The organism is Acidovorax sp. NPDC077693, assembly GCF_044542805.1.
Taxonomy (GTDB): domain Bacteria; phylum Pseudomonadota; class Gammaproteobacteria; order Burkholderiales; family Burkholderiaceae_C; genus Acidovorax.
The window spans coordinates 1-18,271 of sequence record NZ_JBITVD010000026.1 but is presented as its reverse complement, the minus strand read 5'-3'; the positions used below and the strand labels follow the sequence as shown (position 1 = coordinate 18,271).

Genomic DNA, 18,271 nt, shown 5'->3' with positions numbered 1-18,271 from the left:
CTTTCTTTGGTTCGCTGTCCTCGCCGCGCGTTACGCGGTGAGGGCCGCTTTCATTTGTTCAAGACGGGCCTTGACCGAAGTGTCCAGCACCTCGTCACCCACCACTACGCGAATGCCACCGATCAGGGACTGGTCCAGCTGAGCAGTGAGGTTGAGCTTGCGGCCAAAGCGCTTTTCGAGCGCCGAGCCGACCTCAGCCAGTGCTGCAGCGTCCATCGGGAAAGCGCTGTGCACCACAGCATCCGAAGATCCGCTGCGGCCATTCACGAGGGTACGAAACTGTGCAGCGACTTCCGGCAGCGCGGCGAGGCGCCCGTTGTCGATGATCGTGCGCAGGAAGTTCTTGGCCGTGTCAGGCAGTGCCGAACGCGCAACACCCGTGAAGACGGCAAACACCTGGTCTGCCGTCACCTTGGGGTTGTCCGCCAGCAGACGCAACTGGGGGTTGGCGGCAATGGCCGCCAGTTCATCGACCCAGTCAGCGGTGCTGGCCAGGTCCATGCCCGCACCCGCGGTAGCGGCCTTGAACAGGGCTTCGGCGTAAGGGCGGGCAATGGTGGCGAGTTCAGCCATGTGTGTCCCCTTACAGCTCGGTCTTCAGGCGGTTGAGCAGGTCGGCGTGAACGCCGGCATTGACTTCCTTGCGGAGAATCTGCTCTGCACCTTTGACGGCCAGCGCGGCGACCTGCTCACGCAGGGCTTCGCGGGCTTGCACCGTTTGCTGTTCGGCTTCGGCACGGGCGGAAGCAACGATCTTGTTGCCTTCTTCCGTGGCGCGTGCCTTGGCTTCTTCGATGATGGCCTGGGCACGTCGGTCGGCGTCCGCAAGACGCGAGGCCGTTTCGTTGCGTGCCTGTGACAGTTCCTTCTCGACGCGCTGGTTGGCAGCGGTCAGTTCGGACTTGGCACGGTCGGCAGCAGCGAGGCCTTCGGCGATTTTCTGGGCTCGTTCATCCAACGCCTTCGCGATCGGGGGCCACACGAATTTCATCGTGAACCACACCAGGATCAGGAAGACGATGGCCTGAATGAACAGGGTCGCGTTGATACTCACGGCAACACCTTTCTAGAGTGGCGTTGAACGGGAATTACTTGGGCAGGTTGGCCAAGAACGTGGAAGCGAAGGGGTTGGCGAAAGCGAACAGCAGAGCGATAGCAACACCGATCAGGAACGCAGCGTCGATCAGACCTGCCAAGATGAACATCTTGGTTTGCAGTTCGTTGATCAGCTCAGGCTGACGTGCCGACGATTCGAGGAACTTGCCGCCCATCAGCGCGATGCCGATGGAAGCGCCGATAGCGCCGAGGCCAACGATCAGACCACAAGCCAGAGCGACGAGACCGAGAATGTTTTCCATGATGACTCCTGAGTTAAAAAAGAAAAGTTGAAAAGGAAAGAGAAACGAAAAGGGAACCGTTAGTGCGCGTTGTGCGCCTGACCGAGGTAGATCAGCGCAAGCATCATGAAGATGAAGGCTTGCAGCGAAATCACCAGAATGTGGAACAGCGTCCAGATGGTGCCAGCGATGACGTGGCCCACAGGCAGCAGCACACCCGACAGCGACAGTGCAGCTGCGCCACCCATGAGGGCGATCAGCATGAACACCAGTTCACCGGCGTACATGTTGCCGAACAACCGCATGCCATGCGATACGGTGTTGGCCACATATTCAATGATCTGCATCAGCAGATTGACCACGCCCAGGATGAGGGCGAAGATGGGATTCTTGCTGGTGCCGAAGGGTGCCGACACGAGTTCGTGCGCCCAGCCGCCGGCGCCCTTGATCTTGACGCTGTACCAAAAGCGCAGGATCAGGATGGCGAATGCCAGGCCCAGGGTGGTGGACAGGTCGGCCGTGGGCACGACGCGCAGGTAGGCGTGGTGCGGATCATGGCCGGCGGCGCCGTAGATCTGGGCCCAGATGGCGGGCAGCAGGTCCACGGGCAGCATGTCCATGAAGTTCATCAGGAAGATCCAGACGAACACCGTCAGGCCCAGGGGGGCGATGAACTTGCGGCTTTCGGCGTTGTGGATGTTGGCCTTGGCCTGGTTGTCCACCATCTCGACCAGCATTTCCACCGCCGCCTGGAAACGGCCGGGCACGCCAGACGTTGCCTTACGGGCAGCTGACCACAGGATCAAAAGCGTGAGGGCACCCAGAACCAAACCCACGATGATGGAGTCGTAGTTGATGACCGTGAAGTCGACGATCTTGGTCTGGTTGACGTTTTGAAGATGCTGCAGGTGGTGAACGATGTATTCACTTGCAGTCGGAGCGTGCGCTTCTGCGGCCATCGGACAACTCTCTTGTAACTATCAATCGGTTTTTCGAACACCGGGCCGCACCATCAGTGCCACCCAGTACGTTTTCATTGTGATCACCATGCCTACCAGCAAAGCGATCCAGCTCAAGCCCGGCACGAGCCGGGGCGCCGCTGCGAGCAGCAGCACCGTCAACACAATCTTGGCAATTTCCCAGCCGAAGAATCCCACCATGGCTGCACGCGGATTGGCAGACGCCTTGTGGCGCAGCACCCCCCGTGCAAACAAGGCCGCCGGCAAGACCACCGCCAGAGCGCCGTACGCTGCAGACCAGCCCACCGACACCCTGCCCGTCAGAATCCAGGCCCCGAGGGCCACCAGCATTCCAACCACCGCCTGGCCCAGCACTACCTTCCACACCGAGATGGGAAGGTGGCGACTGCGCCACTGTTCGGCCTCTTGGGCAGTCAGGGGCTTGAAGTCGGATTCATCAGCCTCAGTTTCCGTCTCAGGAGCGATTGTTTTCATTGTTGAATGACGCCCGCGTTACAGACCGAAACTTTCACAAAGCCTCTAATTATAAGTAAAAACCCATGTAGGTCAGCAAAGACCCGCAATCGTGCGCCGAAAACTGTGCACTTGCGTGCTCCGGTGTGCGACGGCGCGACAGTTCCCGTGCACCCGGCGGGTGCAGGCACGCACCGCGTCGGCGCACATCTGCAGGCTCTCGGCCTGGCACGCTCACCACTTTGGCGCACAATGGACAAGGCTTTCCCGCTATAGAAACCGAAGCACTGCTCACCATGACCTCTTCCTCCCAGCCGCCAGCGAACGGCCACGACACCCCTAAGCCTAACGACTCGCGCAAGGACTCCTTGATCGAGTACCCCTCGAGCTTCCCGATCAAGGTCATGGGCGCCAAGGTGGACGGCTTCGTGCACGCCGTCACCGAACTGGCCCGCCAGTTCGACCCGACCTTCGACGCCGCCACCATTGAACTGCGCGACAGCCGGGCCGGCAATTACCTCGGAATAACCATCACCATCACCGCCACCAGCCGCGAACAGCTGGACGGCCTGTACACCGCACTGTCTTCGCACCCGCTGGTGAAGATCGTTCTCTGAGCGGCCGCAGCGCATGAGCATCGAGATCCGCACGCTGGGCCGGGTGGACTATGCCGCCACCGTGCAGGCCATGCAGGACTACACCGCCACGCGCGCGGACGGCAGCCCGGATGCGCTCTGGCTCTGCGAGCACGCCCCCGTGTACACCCAGGGCATCGCGGGCAAGAGCGACCACCTGCTGCAGCCCGGCGAGATTCCGGTGGTGCCGACCAACCGGGGCGGCCAGGTCACCTTCCATGGCCCCGGGCAGGTCGTGGCCTACCCGCTGGTCGACCTGCGACGGGCCGGCTATTTCGTCAAGGAGTATGTCTACCGGGTCGAAGAAGCGGTGATCCGCACCCTGGCGCATTTCGGCGTGACGGGCCACCGCGTGGCGGGCGCACCGGGCATCTACGTCCGCCTTGCCGACCCGCACAGCCACGCGATGCTGCCCCAGCGCCCGCAAAAGCGCGCCGTGGATGGCGCGCCGCCGGAGCCCGACTTCGACGGCTTGGGAAAGATCGCCGCGCTGGGCATCAAGGTGAGCCGGCACTGCACCTACCACGGCGTCGCGCTCAACGTGGCGATGGACCTGGAACCCTTCGGCCGCATCAACCCTTGCGGTTACGCAGGATTGCAAACGGTGGACCTTTCTACAATCGGGGTCCACACCACCTGGGACGAAGCCGCGCAGGTGCTGGGCCAGCAGCTCAGCATCCGCCTTGCGCCTTGACCTCCACCACGCTGCCTACACGCCATGAGCACCCCTGAAGTCGTCCGCGAAGCGCAATCCACCGAAACGTACAACCCGCTGGCCAAGCAGAAGGCCGCGGCCAAGCTGTCGCGCATTCCGATCAAGGTGGAACAGGGCGAAGTCCTCAAGAAGCCCGAGTGGATCCGCGTGAAGGCGGGATCGCCCACCACGCGTTTCTACGAGATCAAGGACATCCTGCGCCAGAACAACCTGCACACGGTGTGCGAGGAAGCGTCCTGCCCCAACATCGGCGAATGCTTCGGCAAGGGCACGGCCACCTTCATGATCATGGGCGACAAGTGCACGCGCCGCTGCCCGTTCTGCGACGTGGGCCATGGCCGCCCCGACCCGCTGGACAAGGACGAGCCGCTGAACCTGGCCCGCACCATTGCCCAGCTGCGCCTCAAATACGTGGTGATCACCAGCGTGGACCGCGACGACCTGCGCGATGGCGGCAGCGGCCACTTCGTCGAATGCATCCAGAACATCCGCGAGCTGTCGCCCACCACGCAGATCGAGATCCTGGTGCCCGACTTCCGTGGCCGCGACGACCGCGCGCTCGAGATCCTCAAGGCCGCGCCGCCCGACGTGATGAACCACAACCTGGAGACCGCGCCCCGCCTGTACAAGGAAGCGCGCCCGGGGTCGGACTACCAGTTCAGCCTGAACCTGCTCAAGAAGTTCAAGGCGCTGCACCCCAAGGTGCCGACCAAGAGCGGCATCATGGTCGGCCTGGGCGAGACCGACGAAGAGATCCTGCAGGTGATGCGCGACATGCGCGCGCACGACATCGACATGCTGACCATCGGCCAGTACCTGTCGCCCAGCAACAGCCACCTGCCGGTGCGCCGCTACGTGCACCCCGACACCTTCAAGATGTTCGAGGAAGAGGCCTACAAGATGGGCTTCAGCCACGCGGCCGTGGGCGCCATGGTGCGCTCGAGCTACCACGCCGACCAGCAGGCGCACGCCGCTGGCGTCTGATACCGCACCCCGGCTGCCATGGACTCCACCGCTGCGCCGAGCCTGTCGCTGCGCAGCTACGGTGCCTCGCCGGGGAGCCACAGCCATGGGCATTTCCAGGTGTTGATGGGTGTGTCCGGTGCGCTGGAACTGGAAGTGGAGGGGCGCGGCCTGCGCGTCGCCCCTGGCAGCGGATACGTGATTGAACCCGGAGCCCGCCACGACTTCGAATCCCGCCACGGAAGCGTGTGCCTGGTGCTCGACAGCCCGGACCACGCGTGGTCGCAATGCGCAAAGCCTCCCGCGCCGGCACTGGCGCTGGTCCACTACCTGGCGAGCGCCTTGCAGCAGGGCCTTCCGATGGCCCAGGCCCACGGCCCCGCGTTGCTTCTGGAAGCCTGGCAGGCCCTGCCGGCACCCGCAGCGGCGCACAGCGGCACTGCAGGGCCTGCGTCCCGGCGCAGGACCATCGACTGGGCCCAACTGCAGGGTTGGGCTGCACAGCAGGGGGATGCACACATCACCGTGGCAGACCTCGCCGCACGGGTGCACCTGAGCGCGAGCCAGTTCGCAGCACGCTGCCGCGATGACCTGGGCATCAGCGCCATGGCCTGGCTGCGCGGCCAGCGGCTGGCGCAGGCGCGGCTGCTGCGCGACAGCGGCATGGCGGTGGCCGAGGTGGCGCGGCGCACGGGCTACCGATCGCCGTCGGCGCTGACCGCAGCGCTGCGCCGCGCGGGGCCGTAGCAGCCGCAGGCGCCTGGCCCTCCCCCTCTTGCGCGACGACACGCCATAGTTGCGCGACGATGCCGGCGGCCCGGTGCGCATACAGTCGGCGGCATGCAAGCCAATCTCTACGCCCTGGGCGCCATTGCGCTGTGGGCCTCGCTCGCGTCGCTGGGGGTGTCGCTCACCCATGTGCCGCCGTTCCTCCTCACGGGCATCGCGCTCATCATCGGCAGCGTGCCGGCCTGGCCGTTCGTGGTGCGCGATCCGTCGCAGTGGCGCATTCCGCTGCGCACGCTCGCGCTGGGCGTGTACGGCCTGTTCGCGTACCACTTCCTGCTGTTCATCGCGCTGCGCCATGCGCCGCCGGTGGAGGCCAATCTGGTCAACTACCTGTGGCCGCTGTTCATCGTGGTGCTCGCACCCGTGGTGCTGCCCGGCGTGTCGCTGCGCCTGCCGCACGTGCTGGCGGCGCTGCTGGGCTTTGGCGGCGCGGCGATTGCCATCGCCGGCGGCCGGGAGTTGAGCGGCACGCTGGCCTGGGGTTACCTGCCCGCGCTGGCGGCCGCGTTCATCTGGTCCACCTACTCGCTGCTGACCAAGCGGGTGGCGGCGTTCCCGACCACGGCCATCGGCCTGTTCGGGCTGGTGTCGGGCGTGCTGTCGCTGCTGTGCCATGTGGCGCTGGAGCCGTCGGTGGCGCTGCAGCCGCGCGACTGGGCACTGCTGGCCTTGCTGGGCCTGGGGCCGCTGGGGGCCTCGTTCTTCCTGTGGGACAAGGCCTTGAAGCTGGGCGACGCGCGGCACATCGGCATCCTGAGCTACATCACGCCGCTGGCTTCCACCAGCCTGCTGATCGTGGTGAGCGGGCGGACGTTCAGCTGGAGCATTGCGCTGGCCACGGCCATGATCATCAGCGCAGCCATCATGGGAATGCGGGCGAAGTGAAGCCCCCCTGAGGCGCTGCGCGCCTCCCCCCCGAGGGGGGACGCACCCGGTGGACTGGCCGAGCCAGATCCACGGGAGCGCTGGCATTGGGCGCGCCCTGTTTTGAACGATGTGAGTGAAATGGGGAGCTGCCGCTCGATCAGCAAGCGCTGGCAGCTCCTATTTTGATAGCACCGTACCATGCGCGGCTGCGTGCTGGCTGCGCAGGCGCAGAAACAGCCAGCCGGTGATGGAGAGGTTCAGCAGATTCCAGCCGATGCCGTTCAGAAAGGCAGCGTGGTAGCTGCCGGTCAGGTCGAAGATCCAGCCCGACAGCCAGCCGCCCAGCGCCATGCCGACCAGCGTGGCCATGATCACGGCGCCGACGCGCACGCTGGCCTGGCTGGGCGGAAAGTGCTCGCGCACGATGATGGCGTAGGTGGGCACGATGCCGCCCTGGAACAGCCCGAACAGCGCCGAGATCACGTACAGCGGCACCAGGCCGTCGTAGGGCAGGAACAGCAGCAGCGCCACGCCCTGCAGCGCAGACCCCAGGAGCAGCGTGCGGATGCCGCCGATGCGGTCGCAGATGAGGCCGAAGACCAGGCGGCTCACGATGCCGCAGGCGAGCATGAGCGACAGCATCTGCGCGCCCTGCGCGGCGCCGAAGCCCAGGTCGGTGCAGTAGGCGACGATGTGGACCTGGGGCATGGCCATGGCCACGCAACACGCCCCGCCGGCCACGCACAGCAGCGCCATCGCGGTGCCCGGCGCCAGGCCGAAGGGAAGGCTGCGGTCCACCGCCGTGGCACTGGCAACGGTACCCGTGGCCTGCGCCGGGATGGCCGGCGGGCGCTGGCGCATGCGCAGCGACAGGGCCAGCATGCCCGCACCGCAGACGGCGCCCAGCGCCATGTAAGTGGGCCGCCAGCCGATGGTGTCGATGCCGTACTGCACGATGGGCGGCCAGACAGCGCCCGCCACGTAGTTGCCGCTGGCGCACACCGCCACCGCGATGCCGCGCCGCCGGCTCCACCACAGGGCCGTGTCGGCCAGCAGGGGCGCGAAGGTGGAAGACCCGCCGATGAAGCCCATGATGGCGTGGGCCAGGCCGAAGGCCCAGATGCTGCCCGACAGGCTCGCGCCCAGGAAGCCGCCGAACACGGCCAGCGCGCCCAGCCACAGCACCGGGGTCAGGCCATGGCGGTCCGCCAGCCGGCCCGTGAGCAGCCCGCCCAGGCCGAGGCACACCATCATCAGCGTGTAGGGCAGCGACGCGCTCGCGCGGCCAATGCCGAACTCGCTCTGCACGGCGGGGAGCACCACCGACACCACGTACATGCTGCTGTTGCCCAGCACGACGAGGCCCAGCGTGGCCAGCAGCCGCTGGAGCGCCTGGGGCGAGTCGATAAGGGAGGGGTCTGCGGGGGCGGTGGGCTGCATGGACGGCTCGATCAGATGTGTAAGCGTCGCGACGGGTGCGCAGCGTTGCGCCGGGTTGCCAAGGGCCGCGGCCAGCCGCCAGATATTGAATCCCAAAGGCCTCTACCGCTTATCCAGAAAGCGCAAGCAGCTATGAATTAAATAGCAACCACCACAATTACCAATTACCAATCGCCCACCGCACAGCGGGGAGGCACGTCAGGACGCCAGCAGGGTCCCTGGCTCGTCCCCCTCGAGCACCTGCTGCGCCCACGGCGCGAGCTTGCGCGTGTCGGCGCGCAGCACCTCCTGCTTGATGGCCAGGATCTGCGCCGGGTGCATGGAGAAGCTGCGCAGGCCCAGGCCCAGCAGCAGGCGCGTCATGGTCACGTCGCCGGCGGTCTCGCCGCACACGCACACGCTCTTGCCCTGGCGGTGGCCCTCGGCGATCACATCGCCCACCAGGCGCAGCACGGCGGGGTGCAGCGGGTCGTACAGGTGGGCCACGGCTTCGTCGGCGCGGTCGATGGCCAGGGTGTACTGGATCAGGTCGTTGGTGCCGATGGACAAGAAGTCGAAGTACTTGAGGAAGGTGCGCACCATGAGCGCCGCGGCCGGCACCTCGATCATCGCGCCCAGCTCCACATCGCCGTAGGGCTCGCCGCGGGCGTCCAGCTCGGCGCGGGCCAGCTCGACCTGGGCCAGCGTCTGCTGGATCTCGTGCGTGTGGGCCAGCATGGGGAACAGCAGGTTGACCTTGCCGCGTGCCGCGGCGCGCAGCACGGCCCGCAGCTGCGTGCGGAACATGCTCGGGTCGGCCAGGCTCCAGCGGATGGCGCGCAGGCCCAGGGCCGGGTTCAGGTAGCTGTCCTTGTGGGCCTTGTTGTCCAGCGGCTTGTCGGCCCCCACGTCGATGGTGCGGATGGTCACGGGCAGGCCCTGCATGCCGTCGATGGCCTCGCAATAGGCGCGGTACTGCTCGTCCTCGCCGGGCAGGTTGCCCGTCTTGCCCATGAACAGGAATTCGCTGCGGAACAGCCCGACGCCCACGGCACCGGCACGCACGGCGGCGGCGGCGTCGCCGGGCTGCTCGATGTTGGCCAAAAGCTCGATCTTGTGCCCGTCGAGCGTGACGGCGGGCGTATGGCGCAGCCGGGCCAGGCGTTCGCGTTCGAGCTCGACCTGGCGCTGCCGAAAGCCGTACTCGGCCAGGATGATGGGCGACGGGTCGACGATGACCACGCCCGCGTCGCCGTCGATGATGACCCAGTCGTCCTGGCGCACCAGTTGGCTGGCAGCGCGCGCGCCCACCACGGCCGGGATGTCCATGCTGCGCGCCACGATGGCGGTGTGCGATGTCTTGCCGCCCACGTCCGTCACGAAGCCGGCGAACACACTCTGCTTGAACTGCAGCATGTCGGCGGGCGACAGGTCGTGCGCCACCAGCACCAGGGGCACGTCCACGGTCTCGTCGAGCAGCAGGTCTTGCTGCAGCCCCAGCTGCTTGTGCCGCCGCGGGCTGCTGGGCGGCGGCGCCACGGGGCTGGCCACGCCCTTCATGTAGCGCAGGATGCGCTCGACCACCTGCTCCAGGTCGGCCTTGCGCTCGCGCAGGTACTCGTCCTCCATCTCGTCGAACTGGCGCGCGATGACTTCGAGCTGCGTGGTCAGCGCCCACTCGGCGTTGTACAGACGCTCGGTGATCCAGTGCTTGACGCCACCGGTCAGGGCCTCGTCCTGCAGCAGCATCAGGTGCACGTCGAGCAGCGCGGTCAGCTCGTGCGGCGCGTCGGCGGGCATGTCGGCCTGCAGGCGCTGCAGCTCTTCGACCACGGCATTGCGGCCCTGGCGCACGCGCTCGATCTCGGCCGGGATCTGCTCGGCCTGGATGAAGTAGTGGGCCACGTCCACGCGGCTCGATGCCACCAGCACCGCACGGCCAATGGCGATGCCCCGGGCGACTGCGAGACCGTGGACGGAAAAGGTCATGGTGGTGGGGCTACAGGTTCAACAGGGTGATGAAAAATGGGCAGCCGAACAGCTCACTCACCCTCGCCGAACTTGTCGGCGATCAAGGCCAGCAGCGCATCCATGGCTTCCTGCTCGCGGTCGCCGCTGGTCTCGACCTCGACCTCGGTGCCCATGCCGGCGGCCAGCATCATCACGCCCATGATGCTCTTGGCGTTGATGCGGCGGTCACCGCGGCTCATGAACACGTCGCAGGGAAAGCTGCCTGCCAGCTTGGTCAGCTTGGCCGAGGCGCGGGCGTGCAGGCCCAATTTATTGCTGATGGTCGTACGTGTCTTGATCATGGGAATTACGGCGGTTCTGGTTCTGCGGCGCGGAGATCGCCACCTGCATCACACCCTGCGTGCCCCCCACCACCGCGCGGTTCACCACCGAGTCGAGCGGCTCGCTGCGGTAGCTGACTGCGCGCAGCAGCATGGGCAGGTTGGCGCCCGTCACCAGGCGCGATCGCACGCCGTCGGTCAGGCGCTGCGCGATGTTGCAGGGGGTGGCTCCGAACACGTCGGTGAGCACCAGGGTGGAGTCGGTGCCCAGCTGGTCCAGCAGGATGCGCGCCTGGGCCAGCGACTCTTCGGGCGGCTGGTTGGGCGGCACGTCCAGCGCGGCCACGCTGCTGCCGCAGTCGGGGAACACATGCAGCGCGCATTCACGCAGTGCATGGGCCAGCGGGGCGTGGGCGATGAGGAGGATGCTGGTGGTGCTCATGGGACGGATGTTTGGAGCACATTATGGCGCCGCCCCCGCAGCATGAACCACGCATAGGCCGAGACGTTGCACGCGAGGAACAGCCCCATGGCGGCCTGGAAGGACGGGACGGTGTCCATCCCCAGCGCGGCGAACGCATCCACGGCCAGCCCGATGCCCCACTGCACCACGAACACGCCCGCGAAGATCACCAGGTTGTAGGCCGACAGCGCCCGCCCCGCCAGCGCCTGCGAGAACGCCATGCCCACGGCCGGCTGCGACAGCGAGACAAAGGTGCACGACACGCAAAACAGCGCCCAGGCCCCGCCGCCGGCCCGCGGGCCGGCCACGATGATGGCCAGCAGGATCAGCAGCGAGAACGGCAGCCCCGCCGCCATCAACCGGTCGGGCCCCAGTCCCTTGCGCAGCAGCCACGGGTTGACCATGCCCCAGGTCCAGAAGGTGCACAGCATGGACACATTGATCCAGAACAGCCCCGTGGCCGACTCCAGCGGCGTGTAGCCCGCCACGCGCTGCATCCACGGGCCCGCCCACAGCGTCTGCATGGCCACCATGCCGCCGTAGACGAAGAAGCCCAGCGGGGCCAGCCGCTGGAAGTACGCATGGCTCCACACCACCGCATAGCCCGGCGCCTCGGGCGGCGGCGCATCTCGGCGGCCTGCCGACGAGTCCGCCCCGCCCTGCCCTGCAGCCGCCCACCCCGGCACCCAGACGGCAATCACCACCATCGACACCGCGATCAGCGCGGCCAGGCCCCAAAAGAGCGGGCGCCAGCCCACCAGCGGCAGCGCCCACTGCACCGGCAGCGTGGACGCCACCATGCCGAGCGAGCCCGTCATGAGCATCCAGGAGTTGGCGCGCATCTGCGTGGTGGGCTCGAACCAGCGGCGGTAGCCGGTGAGCGGCGCCATCAGGCAGGCACTGACGCCCGCGCCGCACAGCACGCGCCCGGCCAGCAGGCCCGAAAACCCCGTGGCCACCGAAAACACCAGGCTGCCCACCACCGCCACGCCCAAAAATCCGAGCGCCACCTTGCGGGGCCCGTGCCGGTCCAGCCAGGTACCGAGCGGCAGCTGCGTGGCCGCAAAGCCCAGGAAGTACCCGCCCGCCAGCAGGCCCAGGTCGCTGGCATGCAGCGAGAATTCCTGCGCCAGGGTGGGCGCCAGCGTGGCGGTCACGGCCCGCACCAGCGCCGACAGAAAGTATGCGAACGCAAAGGCGAGAAAGACGATGATGGCCGCCCGCCGCGGCAACAGGTGGGGCGCGCCCGTCATTGGAAGGCGATCCCGGCGAAGAAGTTGTCCGCCACCTCGGGGCGCGGCTTGGCGGTGTAGACCACCGCGTGGTACAGCCGCACCTGCGGCCCCACGGCCCGCGCGAACCACACGCCCTGCGCACTGACCGCGCTGCCGTCAGCCCGCTGGCCCTGCACCACCGTGCGCACCGACTGCGGCAGGGGCAGCACCCCCGTGGGTGTGTAGGGCGTGTCGGTGGCCGACGCGGCGGCTGCGGGCCCCAGGTTGGCAAGGACTGCGGCGCGCCAGTGCGTGAGGGCAGCGCCTGCCTGCGATGGGTCGGCCAGCGCGGTGTGCGACACGGCCAGCGTGGCGCCGTCGGCGTCACAGCCCGTCATGGCCAGCTCGACCGGCATACCGGCCAGCTCGACCGCACGCGTGGCCTGGTCGGGCTTGCAGGGCAGCGTGATGGTGATCGCGGCCTCAGGCAGCGGCACGCTGCGCCAGTTCAGCGCCGGGCTGCAGCCCATCATCATCATCATCAGCCCCAGCGCGACGGATACCGAGAGCATCAGCGGCAGGGCCCGGGCCCCGGTCAGTGTCCATTTCATCGGCCCATTATCGGCAGAGCGCTCCTGGTTTGCGCCAGATCATGCTGCGCGCAGAACTTTTGCCCGCGGCGCCGCTCCATCCGATGGTTGGCGGCGGGGTCTCAGGGCTTTGCGCCAGCGCCGCAATGCCCGGTCCGGCACAATCTGCCTCGGGCGGTGCCTTCACCGGCAGGCCTGCAGGCAGTGGCGTCAGTCAGGCGGAACGAAGGGCGGCCGGCAGTTTCAGCATCGACGGATGGACGAAAGCGAAAGTCATGGCAATCAAACATTGGGCGGCGGGTGTGGCGGTGGCGGCGTTCTCTGCCGTGGGCGCCTATGTGTACCTGGACACGGGCCGCTCCACCGCGCCCGAATCGACGTTCGTGCTGCTGGACGGCACCAGCAAGTCGACCACCGACCTCAAGGGCAAGGTGACGCTGGTCAACTTCTGGGCCACGAGCTGCACCACCTGCGTGGCCGAGATGCCCGAGATCATCTCCACCTACAACAAGTACAACAGCCAGGGGTTCGACACCCTGGCCGTGGCCATGAGCTACGACCCACCGAGCTACGTGGTGAATTTTGCGGAAACCCGCAAGCTGCCTTTCAAGGTCGCCATCGACAACACCGGCAACGTCGCCAAGGCCTGGGGCGACGTGCGCCTGACTCCCTCGACCTTCATCGTGAACAAGCGCGGCGAGATCGTGAAGACCTACGTCGGCGCGCCTAACTTCCCCGAGTTGCACCAGTTGATCGAGAAGCTGCTGGCAGAGACCTGAGGCGCGACTGCACCTCCAAAACATAAGGCCGATTTCTTACGAAATCGGCCTTTTGGCTTATGTGAGAAGCGTTAAAAGCTATTTTATTGATAGCAAATGCTTGCAACGGCTGCGTCCTAGACCAGGGACGCCGCGCAAGGGCCGCCCCGCCGCGCTGGCGTCGTCCCCCATCCCGAATTGCGCAGCGCTTTGAGAGAAGGGGCTGAGGGCCGCGGCTCCGAGCCTGCCTGCGCAGCCTTGGACGGCCCGAAGAGCTGTCACCTCTGGCGACCAGCACCGAGCGGCGCAGCCGCTCAGGGGGGGTGTACTTTACTTCGCGCGATAGTTGTCGTGACACGCCTTGCAGGTGCCGGCCGCGGCACCGAAGGCGGTCTTGAGGTTGTCCAGGTTGCCCGTCTTTGCGGCGGCCGCCAGCTTCACCGACTCGGCTTCCAGTTTCTCGGCATGTTCCTTGAACTTGGCCTGCTCCGTCCAGATCTCCGGCAGCGCCTTGGTCGGGGCGCCCTTGTCGGTGCCAGGGCCGAAAGCCACCCAGGGCAGCTTGGCCATCTGGGCCACCACGTCGGCGTTTTCCTGTGCGGCCTTGGCATCGAACGGAATGCGGCCGTTGGCCATGGCGCCCAGGCGGCCAAAGTGCTGGCCCATCACGAACAGCGCGCTCTGGCGGTACTTGATGGCGTCTTCGGCCTTGGCGAACTGGGCGGAGGCCGGTGCCGACACGGCGAGGGTGGCGGCAGCCAGGGCGAGCGCAGCGATTGCTTTCATGGGAACTTCCTTTTTGTCGTGGGGTGGGAACAAGAATCGGCGGCTTGGAACCGGCAGCGACCCTGCAGGCGCACCGATGGCGGCCCACGCCAGATCACGAAACGGATTCCCAGCGCAGGCAGTATGCCGGTTTGGCGCTGTTTGTGCTGCTTTGGCGTGCGCCGGGCGCTTTTCGCGGCGCCTGCTCTCCCGCACAATGCGGCCATCGCCCGGGTATCGATCCATCGGAGCAGCCTTCCCGCACTCACCCACCGACCTACCCACCCACCCATCCACCCACGCCGCCGCAGCCACCATGACGCAGCCACAGCACACCGTACGCATCTGGGACCTTCCCGTCCGCCTCTTCCACTGGGCGCTGGCCGCCAGCGTGATCGCACTGGTCGTCACCGCCAAGGTCGGCGGCAACGCCATGGAATGGCACTTCCGGCTGGGCTATGTGGTGCTGGCCCTGCTGGTGTTTCGCATCGTGTGGGGGCTGGTGGGCGGCCGGTGGTCGCGTTTCACGTCCTTTTTGTACTCGCCGGGGCGCCTGGTGCGCTATCTGAAAGGCTCTGCCCACCCGGAAGATGGCGTCGGCCACAGCCCGCTGGGTGCGCTGTCGGTGTTCGGGCTGCTGGCGGTGCTGATCGCGCAGGTGGCCACGGGCTTGCTCAGCGACGATGAAATCGCGTTCGCCGGGCCGCTCACCCGCTTCGTGTCCAACGCGGTGGTGGGCCAGGCCACCAGCTACCACAAGGAGATCGGCCAGTACCTCGTGATCGGCCTCGTGGTATTGCACCTGCTGGCCATCGCCTTCTACGTACTGGTGCGGCGCCAGCGCATCGTGCGACCCATGGTGCACGGCGACAAGGACCTGGCAGCCCCCGCCGCCCCGTCGCGCGACGACTGGGCCAGCCGCTTGGTGGCACTGGTGGTGCTCGCAGCCAGCGGAGCGCTGGCCTGGTGGGTCTCCACACTGGCCGGCGCGCCCTCGTTCTAGCAGACTCGCTACACTGCCGCTTCCGTCGTTTTGCACCAACCGTGTTGTGGACAAACCCACCGTCACCTTGCTGACCCCCACCTCGGACGCCGAGATGCAGGAGGTTCGCGACATCTTCCGGGAATACGCCAGCACCCTGGGCGTGGACCTGTGCTTTCAGGATTTCGAAGGCGAAATGGCCGACCTGCCCGGTGACTACGCAGAGCCACGCGGCTCGCTGCTGCTGGCCAAGGTCGATGGCGCAGTCGCCGGCTGCTGCGCCCTGCGGCCCCTGGATACCGCCGACTATCCCAACGCCAGCGAAATGAAGCGCCTCTACGTGCGCAAGGCCTTCCGCGGCTTCGGCCTGGGCCGCGAGCTGGCCGAAGCCATGCTCGACCGCGCACGGCAGGCGGGGTACGCCTGCGTGCTGCTCGATACGCTGGACGACATGGAATCGGCCCGTGCGCTCTACACGGACCTGGGGTTCGAGGAAATTCCTCCGTACTATCACAACCCCATCGCCGGGGCGCATTACCTCAAGGTGGATATCTACTGAGGCATTGAGGGTGCCGTCGCTTGATCATCCAGCACGTGATGCTACGTTTTAGATAGCATCACGCGCCATGGTGTCAGCGGAGTTATGCCTTGGCCTGGGCCAGCAGCGTGTCCGCGTCGCTGACTTCGAACTTGCCCGGGGCTTCCACATTCAGCGTGACCACCTTGCCGTCCTTGACCAGCATGGAGTAGCGGTTGCTGCGCAGGCCCAGGCCCTTGCCGTTCAGGTCCAGCGTGAGGCCGGTGGCCTTGGCGAACACGGCATCGCCGTCGGCCAGCATGCGCACCTTGCCGTCGGTCTTCTGGTCGCGCGCCCAGGCGCCCATCACGAAGGCGTCGTTCACGCTCACGCACCAGATCTCATCGACGCCGGCCGCCTTGAATTCTTCGACCTTGTCGCGGTAGCCAGGCACGTGCTTGGCCGAGCAGGTGGGTGTGAACGCGCCGGGCAGCGCGAACAGTGCAATGGTCTTGCCTGCAGTGGCCTTGTCGACCGGCACGGCGTTCGGGCCGATGCTGCAGCCTTCGCCTTCGACTTCGGAATACTCCATCAGGGTGCTTGCGGGCAGGGTGTCACCGACTTGGATCATTGATCTCTCCTAGGTTGTGGGTTGGTTGGTGGGTTTGATGGATGGGCGGATTGGCTGTCACGTCCGCATGCGAGGCCTTGCAAAAATGCGGCCCCCAAAAGCAAAACGACCCACATTGTGGGTCGTTCTGGAGGGCAGTGCTGCCAATCAGCCGCAAGGGCTTAGAGCAGGCCGGCCTTTTGCACCAAGCGGGTAGCCACCCAGTTCTTGGTCTTGGAGAGCGGACGGCTCTCGGTGATTTCGATCACGTCGCCCAGCTTGTACTCGCCATTTTCGTCATGGGCGTGGTACTTGCTCGACTTCGCAACGATCTTGCCGTAGAGCTCGTGCTTCACACGGCGCTCGACCAGCACAGTCACGGTCTTTTGACGCTTGTCGCTGACCACCTTGCCAACCAAGGTGCGCTTGAGGGATTTTTTAGGTTCCGTCATAGGGGGCTCCTTACTTGGCGGCTTGCTTTTCAGCAAGGATGGTCTTGGCACGGGCGATATCGCGGCGGGTGGTGCGCAGCGTGTTGGTGTTACCCAGTTGCTGCGTAGCCTTCTGCATGCGCAGGCCGAAATGGGCCTTTTGCAGAGCCTTGATTTCGGCTTCGATGCCGGCGACGTCTTTTTGGCGCAGTTCAGTAGTCTTCATTGCTTGTTCTCCTGAATTACGCGCCAATGTGACGGCTGACGAACGTGGTGCGCAGCGGCAGCTTGGCAGCAGCCAGGCGGAACGCTTCACGGGCCAGTTCTTCGGGCACACCGACGATTTCGAAAACGATCTTGCCGGGCTGGATTTCGGCCACGTAGTACTCGGGGTTGCCCTTACCGTTACCCATACGCACTTCTGCGGGCTTGGTAGAGATTGGCTTGTCCGGGAACACGCGGATCCAGATACGGCCGCCACGCTTGACGTGACGGGAAATCGCACGGCGTGCAGCTTCGATCTGGCGGGCCGTCAGACGGCCACGATCGGTGCACTTCAGACCGAAATCACCGAACGCAACGGAGGCACCCCGCGTTGCGACACCGGTATTACGGCCCTTTTGCTCCTTGCGGTACTTGCGGCGAGCAGGTTGCAGCATACTTATTCTCCTTTTCCGTCCGCTGCTGTAGCGGGCGCGGCGACTTTGCGTACGCGCTTAACGGCGGTGTTATCAGCGCCACCAGCTTCCGCTGGCTTGTCGCTGCCGTCGGCCGGTGCGGTGTTGCCACCGACAGGACGACGTGGACCACGGCCTGCGCCTGGACGGTCGCCACCTGGGCGGCCATCACGGCGAGGACCACGGGGACGGCGCTCTTCTTCAGGACGCGGCGTTTCTGCCACTGGCAGATCGTTGCGACCCAGCGTATCGCCCTTGTAGACCCACACCTTCACGCCGATCACACCGTAGGTGGTCTTGGCTTCGGAGGTGCCGTAGTCGATGTCGGCGCGCAGGGTGTGCAGTGGCACACGGCCTTCGCGGTACCACTCGGTACGTGCGATTTCGATACCGTTCAGACGGCCGGACGACATGATCTTGATGCCTTGGGCACCCAGACGCATGGCGTTTTGCATGGCGCGCTTCATGGCACGGCGGAACATGATCCGCTTTTCGAGCTGCTGCGTGATGCTGTCGGCGATCAGCTTGGCATCGATTTCAGGCTTGCGCACTTCTTCGATGTTCACTGCGACGGGCACGCCCAGGCGAGCTGCGAGTTCCTTCTTGAGGTTCTCGATGTCTTCGCCCTTCTTGCCGATCACGACGCCAGGACGTGCCGAGTAAATCGTGATGCGGGCGTTCTTGGCAGGACGCTCGATCAGGATGCGCGACACGGCGGCGTTCTTGAGCTTGGCCTTCAGGTACTCGCGCACCTTGATGTCTTCGGCCAGCATGCCCGCGAAGTCGCGGATGCTGGCGTACCAACGGCTGGACCA

The 18,271-nt window shown here is 66.0% G+C and carries 25 protein-coding genes; 8 read left to right on the top strand and 17 right to left on the bottom strand.

What is annotated here, in order from left to right:
- Nucleotides 1-30 precede the first annotated feature (30 nt).
- Genes ACIGHN_RS26545 through ACIGHN_RS26525 form a run of 5 tightly spaced genes read right to left on the bottom strand, consistent with a single transcriptional unit; the run spans nucleotide 31 to nucleotide 2,791 of the window.
- Entirely contained in the window at nucleotides 31-573 is a 543-nt protein-coding gene (locus ACIGHN_RS26545) for a F0F1 ATP synthase subunit delta (RefSeq protein ID WP_056416706.1), read from the bottom strand.
- 10 nt (nucleotides 574-583) lie between these two features.
- Nucleotides 584-1,054 carry a F0F1 ATP synthase subunit B gene (locus ACIGHN_RS26540; RefSeq protein WP_007847746.1) on the bottom strand — a complete coding sequence of 157 codons (471 nt, stop codon included), beginning with the start codon at nucleotides 1,052-1,054 and terminating at the stop codon, nucleotides 584-586.
- Between the two features lie 34 nt (nucleotides 1,055-1,088).
- Entirely contained in the window at nucleotides 1,089-1,358 is a 270-nt protein-coding gene (atpE, locus tag ACIGHN_RS26535) for a F0F1 ATP synthase subunit C (RefSeq protein WP_007847749.1), read from the bottom strand.
- Between the two features lie 59 nt (nucleotides 1,359-1,417).
- Nucleotides 1,418-2,296, bottom strand: coding sequence for a F0F1 ATP synthase subunit A (atpB, locus tag ACIGHN_RS26530; protein WP_010467223.1), 879 nt, complete (start codon nucleotides 2,294-2,296; stop codon nucleotides 1,418-1,420).
- 21 nt (nucleotides 2,297-2,317) lie between these two features.
- Nucleotides 2,318-2,791, bottom strand: coding sequence for an ATP synthase subunit I (locus tag ACIGHN_RS26525; protein ID WP_396507205.1), 474 nt, complete (start codon nucleotides 2,789-2,791; stop codon nucleotides 2,318-2,320).
- A gap of 275 nt (nucleotides 2,792-3,066) precedes the next feature.
- Here ACIGHN_RS26525 and ACIGHN_RS26520 point away from each other — a divergent pair, with 275 nt between their 5' ends.
- The 5 genes from ACIGHN_RS26520 (at nucleotide 3,067) to ACIGHN_RS26500 (ending at nucleotide 6,757) form a co-directional block, all read left to right on the top strand.
- Entirely contained in the window at nucleotides 3,067-3,387 is a 321-nt protein-coding gene (locus ACIGHN_RS26520; RefSeq protein WP_056416701.1) for a YbeD family protein, read from the top strand.
- Nucleotides 3,388-3,400: 13 nt separating this feature from the next.
- A complete protein-coding gene (gene lipB, locus ACIGHN_RS26515; RefSeq protein WP_396507203.1) occupies nucleotides 3,401-4,099 on the top strand; it encodes a lipoyl(octanoyl) transferase LipB in 699 nt (232 codons plus the stop codon).
- Nucleotides 4,100-4,123: 24 nt separating this feature from the next.
- Nucleotides 4,124-5,104, top strand: coding sequence for a lipoyl synthase (gene lipA / locus ACIGHN_RS26510; RefSeq protein WP_056164742.1), 981 nt, complete (start codon nucleotides 4,124-4,126; stop codon nucleotides 5,102-5,104).
- A gap of 18 nt (nucleotides 5,105-5,122) precedes the next feature.
- Nucleotides 5,123-5,830 (top strand): AraC family transcriptional regulator, encoded by a 708-nt coding sequence (locus ACIGHN_RS26505; protein WP_396507200.1) that lies wholly within the window; start codon nucleotides 5,123-5,125, stop codon nucleotides 5,828-5,830.
- 93 nt (nucleotides 5,831-5,923) lie between these two features.
- Nucleotides 5,924-6,757 carry a DMT family transporter gene (locus ACIGHN_RS26500; protein WP_056416691.1) on the top strand — a complete coding sequence of 278 codons (834 nt, stop codon included), beginning with the start codon at nucleotides 5,924-5,926 and terminating at the stop codon, nucleotides 6,755-6,757.
- Nucleotides 6,758-6,916: 159 nt separating this feature from the next.
- Here the strand turns inward: ACIGHN_RS26500 and ACIGHN_RS26495 are convergent, their stop codons facing one another.
- From ACIGHN_RS26495 to ACIGHN_RS26470, 6 genes are all read right to left on the bottom strand, one after another.
- Complete coding sequence (locus ACIGHN_RS26495; RefSeq protein ID WP_396507198.1) at nucleotides 6,917-8,179, bottom strand: MFS transporter; 1,263 nt, start codon at nucleotides 8,177-8,179, stop codon at nucleotides 6,917-6,919.
- A gap of 198 nt (nucleotides 8,180-8,377) precedes the next feature.
- Nucleotides 8,378-10,147, bottom strand: coding sequence for a phosphoenolpyruvate--protein phosphotransferase (gene ptsP, locus ACIGHN_RS26490; RefSeq protein WP_396507196.1), 1,770 nt, complete (start codon nucleotides 10,145-10,147; stop codon nucleotides 8,378-8,380).
- A gap of 53 nt (nucleotides 10,148-10,200) precedes the next feature.
- A complete protein-coding gene (locus ACIGHN_RS26485) occupies nucleotides 10,201-10,470 on the bottom strand; it encodes an HPr family phosphocarrier protein (protein ID WP_056164752.1) in 270 nt (89 codons plus the stop codon).
- Nucleotides 10,439-10,891, bottom strand: coding sequence for a PTS sugar transporter subunit IIA (locus ACIGHN_RS26480; protein ID WP_056164753.1), 453 nt, complete (start codon nucleotides 10,889-10,891; stop codon nucleotides 10,439-10,441). Before ACIGHN_RS26480 ends, ACIGHN_RS26485 begins: the two co-directional genes overlap by 32 nt.
- Nucleotides 10,888-12,165 carry an MFS transporter gene (locus tag ACIGHN_RS26475; protein WP_396507194.1) on the bottom strand — a complete coding sequence of 426 codons (1,278 nt, stop codon included), beginning with the start codon at nucleotides 12,163-12,165 and terminating at the stop codon, nucleotides 10,888-10,890. The genes ACIGHN_RS26480 and ACIGHN_RS26475 overlap by 4 nt, the downstream gene beginning before the upstream one ends.
- Nucleotides 12,162-12,737: a hypothetical protein gene (locus tag ACIGHN_RS26470; RefSeq protein WP_396507192.1), complete on the bottom strand. Its 576-nt coding sequence runs from the start codon at nucleotides 12,735-12,737 to the stop codon at nucleotides 12,162-12,164. The genes ACIGHN_RS26475 and ACIGHN_RS26470 overlap by 4 nt, the downstream gene beginning before the upstream one ends.
- Before the next feature lie 254 nt (nucleotides 12,738-12,991).
- On the opposite strand from ACIGHN_RS26470, the gene ACIGHN_RS26465 reads away from it, so the two are divergent.
- A complete protein-coding gene (locus ACIGHN_RS26465) occupies nucleotides 12,992-13,495 on the top strand; it encodes a TlpA disulfide reductase family protein (RefSeq protein ID WP_396507190.1) in 504 nt (167 codons plus the stop codon).
- A 309-nt stretch (nucleotides 13,496-13,804) separates the two neighbouring features.
- Here the strand turns inward: ACIGHN_RS26465 and ACIGHN_RS26460 are convergent, their stop codons facing one another.
- On the bottom strand, nucleotides 13,805-14,260 hold the full coding sequence (locus ACIGHN_RS26460; protein WP_396507188.1) for a c-type cytochrome: 456 nt from the start codon (nucleotides 14,258-14,260) through the stop codon (nucleotides 13,805-13,807).
- A 295-nt stretch (nucleotides 14,261-14,555) separates the two neighbouring features.
- On the opposite strand from ACIGHN_RS26460, the gene ACIGHN_RS26455 reads away from it, so the two are divergent.
- Complete coding sequence (locus tag ACIGHN_RS26455; protein ID WP_396507186.1) at nucleotides 14,556-15,242, top strand: cytochrome b/b6 domain-containing protein; 687 nt, start codon at nucleotides 14,556-14,558, stop codon at nucleotides 15,240-15,242.
- A gap of 46 nt (nucleotides 15,243-15,288) precedes the next feature.
- Entirely contained in the window at nucleotides 15,289-15,780 is a 492-nt protein-coding gene (locus ACIGHN_RS26450) for a GNAT family N-acetyltransferase (protein WP_056416670.1), read from the top strand.
- An 82-nt stretch (nucleotides 15,781-15,862) separates the two neighbouring features.
- Here ACIGHN_RS26450 and ACIGHN_RS26445 read toward each other — a convergent pair whose 3' ends face one another.
- The 5 genes from ACIGHN_RS26445 to rpsC all read right to left on the bottom strand — a co-directional run.
- Entirely contained in the window at nucleotides 15,863-16,369 is a 507-nt protein-coding gene (locus tag ACIGHN_RS26445) for a peroxiredoxin (RefSeq protein WP_056416667.1), read from the bottom strand.
- 161 nt (nucleotides 16,370-16,530) lie between these two features.
- Nucleotides 16,531-16,800, bottom strand: a complete 270-nt coding sequence (rpsQ, locus tag ACIGHN_RS26440) for a 30S ribosomal protein S17 (protein ID WP_055394987.1) — start codon at nucleotides 16,798-16,800, stop codon at nucleotides 16,531-16,533.
- Nucleotides 16,801-16,810: 10 nt separating this feature from the next.
- Nucleotides 16,811-17,005 (bottom strand): 50S ribosomal protein L29, encoded by a 195-nt coding sequence (gene rpmC, locus ACIGHN_RS26435; protein WP_008906429.1) that lies wholly within the window; start codon nucleotides 17,003-17,005, stop codon nucleotides 16,811-16,813.
- A 16-nt stretch (nucleotides 17,006-17,021) separates the two neighbouring features.
- Nucleotides 17,022-17,438: a 50S ribosomal protein L16 gene (gene rplP, locus ACIGHN_RS26430; RefSeq protein ID WP_056164770.1), complete on the bottom strand. Its 417-nt coding sequence runs from the start codon at nucleotides 17,436-17,438 to the stop codon at nucleotides 17,022-17,024.
- Nucleotides 17,439-17,440: 2 nt separating this feature from the next.
- A partial coding sequence (gene rpsC / locus ACIGHN_RS26425; RefSeq protein WP_396507182.1) for a 30S ribosomal protein S3 occupies nucleotides 17,441-18,271 on the bottom strand: 831 nt, incomplete at its 5' end.

Bases quoted from the DNA above. Each gene is read 5' to 3' on its own strand.
- ACIGHN_RS26545 (WP_056416706.1), bottom strand. From the start codon at position 573: ATGGCTGAACTCGCCACCATTGCCCGCCCTTACGCCGAAGCCCTGTTC.
- atpE (WP_007847749.1), bottom strand. From the start codon at position 1,358: ATGGAAAACATTCTCGGTCTCGTCGCTCTGGCTTGTGGTCTGATCGTT.
- atpB (WP_010467223.1), bottom strand. From the start codon at position 2,296: ATGGCCGCAGAAGCGCACGCTCCGACTGCAAGTGAATACATCGTTCAC.
- ACIGHN_RS26525 (WP_396507205.1), bottom strand. From the start codon at position 2,791: ATGAAAACAATCGCTCCTGAGACGGAAACTGAGGCTGATGAATCCGAC.
- ACIGHN_RS26520 (WP_056416701.1), top strand. From the start codon at position 3,067: ATGACCTCTTCCTCCCAGCCGCCAGCGAACGGCCACGACACCCCTAAG.
- lipB (WP_396507203.1), top strand. From the start codon at position 3,401: ATGAGCATCGAGATCCGCACGCTGGGCCGGGTGGACTATGCCGCCACC.
- lipA (WP_056164742.1), top strand. From the start codon at position 4,124: ATGAGCACCCCTGAAGTCGTCCGCGAAGCGCAATCCACCGAAACGTAC.
- ACIGHN_RS26505 (WP_396507200.1), top strand. From the start codon at position 5,123: ATGGACTCCACCGCTGCGCCGAGCCTGTCGCTGCGCAGCTACGGTGCC.
- ACIGHN_RS26500 (WP_056416691.1), top strand. From the start codon at position 5,924: ATGCAAGCCAATCTCTACGCCCTGGGCGCCATTGCGCTGTGGGCCTCG.
- ACIGHN_RS26495 (WP_396507198.1), bottom strand. From the start codon at position 8,179: ATGCAGCCCACCGCCCCCGCAGACCCCTCCCTTATCGACTCGCCCCAG.
- ptsP (WP_396507196.1), bottom strand. From the start codon at position 10,147: ATGACCTTTTCCGTCCACGGTCTCGCAGTCGCCCGGGGCATCGCCATT.
- ACIGHN_RS26485 (WP_056164752.1), bottom strand. From the start codon at position 10,470: ATGATCAAGACACGTACGACCATCAGCAATAAATTGGGCCTGCACGCC.
- ACIGHN_RS26480 (WP_056164753.1), bottom strand. From the start codon at position 10,891: ATGAGCACCACCAGCATCCTCCTCATCGCCCACGCCCCGCTGGCCCAT.
- ACIGHN_RS26475 (WP_396507194.1), bottom strand. From the start codon at position 12,165: ATGACGGGCGCGCCCCACCTGTTGCCGCGGCGGGCGGCCATCATCGTC.
- ACIGHN_RS26470 (WP_396507192.1), bottom strand. From the start codon at position 12,737: ATGAAATGGACACTGACCGGGGCCCGGGCCCTGCCGCTGATGCTCTCG.
- ACIGHN_RS26465 (WP_396507190.1), top strand. From the start codon at position 12,992: ATGGCAATCAAACATTGGGCGGCGGGTGTGGCGGTGGCGGCGTTCTCT.
- ACIGHN_RS26460 (WP_396507188.1), bottom strand. From the start codon at position 14,260: ATGAAAGCAATCGCTGCGCTCGCCCTGGCTGCCGCCACCCTCGCCGTG.
- ACIGHN_RS26455 (WP_396507186.1), top strand. From the start codon at position 14,556: ATGACGCAGCCACAGCACACCGTACGCATCTGGGACCTTCCCGTCCGC.
- ACIGHN_RS26445 (WP_056416667.1), bottom strand. From the start codon at position 16,369: ATGATCCAAGTCGGTGACACCCTGCCCGCAAGCACCCTGATGGAGTAT.
- rpsQ (WP_055394987.1), bottom strand. From the start codon at position 16,800: ATGACGGAACCTAAAAAATCCCTCAAGCGCACCTTGGTTGGCAAGGTG.
- rpmC (WP_008906429.1), bottom strand. From the start codon at position 17,005: ATGAAGACTACTGAACTGCGCCAAAAAGACGTCGCCGGCATCGAAGCC.
- rplP (WP_056164770.1), bottom strand. From the start codon at position 17,438: ATGCTGCAACCTGCTCGCCGCAAGTACCGCAAGGAGCAAAAGGGCCGT.